3 protein-coding genes are annotated in these 1930 nt (G+C 43.4%); 2 read left to right on the top strand and 1 reads right to left on the bottom strand.

The genetic code is table 11. The features are described from left to right. On the top strand, positions 1-483 hold a 483-nt coding region (locus ACFXGN_RS32760), incomplete at its 5' end, for a hypothetical protein (protein WP_384866076.1). A 407-nt stretch (positions 484-890) separates the two neighbouring features. Here the strand turns inward: ACFXGN_RS32760 and ACFXGN_RS32765 are convergent. Continuing rightward, positions 891-1052, bottom strand: coding sequence for a hypothetical protein (locus ACFXGN_RS32765; RefSeq protein ID WP_376936199.1), 162 nt, complete (start codon positions 1050-1052; stop codon positions 891-893). Between the two features lie 540 nt (positions 1053-1592). Here ACFXGN_RS32765 and ACFXGN_RS32770 point away from each other — a divergent pair. Further along, positions 1593-1930: hypothetical protein (locus ACFXGN_RS32770; protein WP_384866078.1), on the top strand; the 338-nt coding region annotated here is incomplete at its 3' end.

A 1930-nucleotide genomic window follows, 5' to 3' on the forward strand; every position in this document is an offset into this window, starting at 1 on the left:
GCATTGCAGGAAAGTAGCCCAGAACGTGCTATGCAAGCCCGTAAAGCAGCGCAGGCAGCGAAAGAACTAAGTTCTACCCAGCAACTTGAATTTGACTTCTTTGGAGGTGGTAACGTGTCCATTGCTTTCCAGTACCAGGACGCCGTTACTGAACGGCTATTTGAATCCGCTAAGACCACAGCGCAAGCATATCACGCTCAGGCCGTTCTATGGCAAATCTGCCGTAATCTTGGCTGGCAAAGTTACGAATGCACCAAAACGGCCGCAGATCTCTGCGAGACAATGCGAACTGACAAAGCACAAATGGCAAGAGCATTAGATTTGCTTGAAAAAGTTGGTGCAATTCATCGCGTTAAACGTGGTCGAGTAAAAGTTATAACTGTAACACCTGAAGGAGCTTTTCGTGGGAATGTAAATAACCACGCTAAAGCTGTTGAGCGCTTCCGTCTGGACGTTATCGACGGCGGTTTATCGCCTGAATAACAGCTCTTATTCTGCCCGATTAATGAGCTACAGAATTTTATAATTCTTTGACTTCTAAAGCCCTCGTTTGAGGGCTTTTTTTTGAGTTTTTTAGGTGTAACGCTGACAAGTTGCATTTCCTGCTACACAGACGTTTCAGAAAAACAGCCGGCACAAAAATCACCTACAGCGCGATTTTGGGGCGCGGTGTTTTTGTGCCTATTCGACAGTGCTTTTTGATGAATTTAATTTTGTACCACAAAATTACGTATCCTGCCTATGAACACAGGACAAAAGTCGCAACGCAAGACATAACGTCCCCGCGCCTTTAAATTGCGCTGTAGGGGGCGTTATGTCGTTCGAGCCTGTTGACTACATTGAATATGATAAAAACGCTCACACGGCGATTTATGGAGCTATGAGGGGCATTAGAGCTCCCACCCTTCATCCATAAAAGCCTTTTCATCGAAAGGAACACGATTATCCCCTCTAAGGCTTTTAATTTTGGCTTGTATCTCTGCTACTCTTTCAGTCAGTGATTTTTCATTCTGCTGATCAGAATCCTGTGATTTTTTTTCTGTTTTCTTCATTTCACAGTCTCCCCAATCTAGTTTTTATTTAAATATCTCATGTAGGTCGATGTAACATAAAATGTAGTTCGTAATGTAACATCACATGTAACATTTTTTGCACTTGTAAGTGTCAGCACACACGCGGTTTAGCTTAAATTTTTAGACTGTTTTTTTGCTGTTTTTCATTAAAACGATGATTACCCATAAAACTCATAATCTTAAGCGTTTTCACATACGTTTGTTGATTAAAAAGTTGTCTCAAAATTGGGACTTGTTTTCGATGGTTATAGGTAAATCGAAAACCGGCAGTGCTGCCGTCCTGCGGGCTGTCCAGTAGGTCAGTCCTCGGAAACAGCATCTCTGCCGTTATCACATGCACCATTTTTTTAAGCTATTTTACGAAGCGACTAGCTTCGTTCCGCTTAATCTATTTAAGATACATGGATACGTTAGTGCATTTTAGCACTCTAGCCCCTGAGAAATAAGACTTTTTAGATTATTGACAGTTGTCTGTCAGACAACTAAGGTTGTCCACCAGTCAACTATAAGGGCAGATTGATGACAAGATTATCATTTCGAGAGCTAAGGGAGCTCGGTATCTCAAATGAAGATATCGCAGCTGCAAAGGTCACACAGGCCGCCCAGCGTAGAGTTGGGGCTCCCGTCCAATCAATTGGCGTGATTGTTGGTGCTGCCCAGCCACGTCAACGTCATAATCCAAACCCACCAATAAGCCTAACTGAAAAGGCTATGAGGAAGCGTGGTATTTACGATCAAGCGGCTCTGCTACTGGATCAACAAGCATTGCAGGAAAGTAGCCCAGAACGTGCTATGCAAGCCCGTAAAGCAGCGCAGGCAGCGAAAGAACTAAGTTCTACCCAGCAACTTGAATTTGA

The sequence above is a fragment of the Streptomyces sp. NPDC059247 genome, assembly GCF_042754005.1.
Lineage (GTDB): Bacteria > Actinomycetota > Actinomycetes > Streptomycetales > Streptomycetaceae > Streptomyces.

What these genes read in the sequence shown, in the direction of transcription:
- ACFXGN_RS32765 (WP_376936199.1), bottom strand. Translation starts at nt 1,052, where the DNA reads ATGAAGAAAACAGAAAAAAAATCACAGGATTCTGATCAGCAGAATGAA.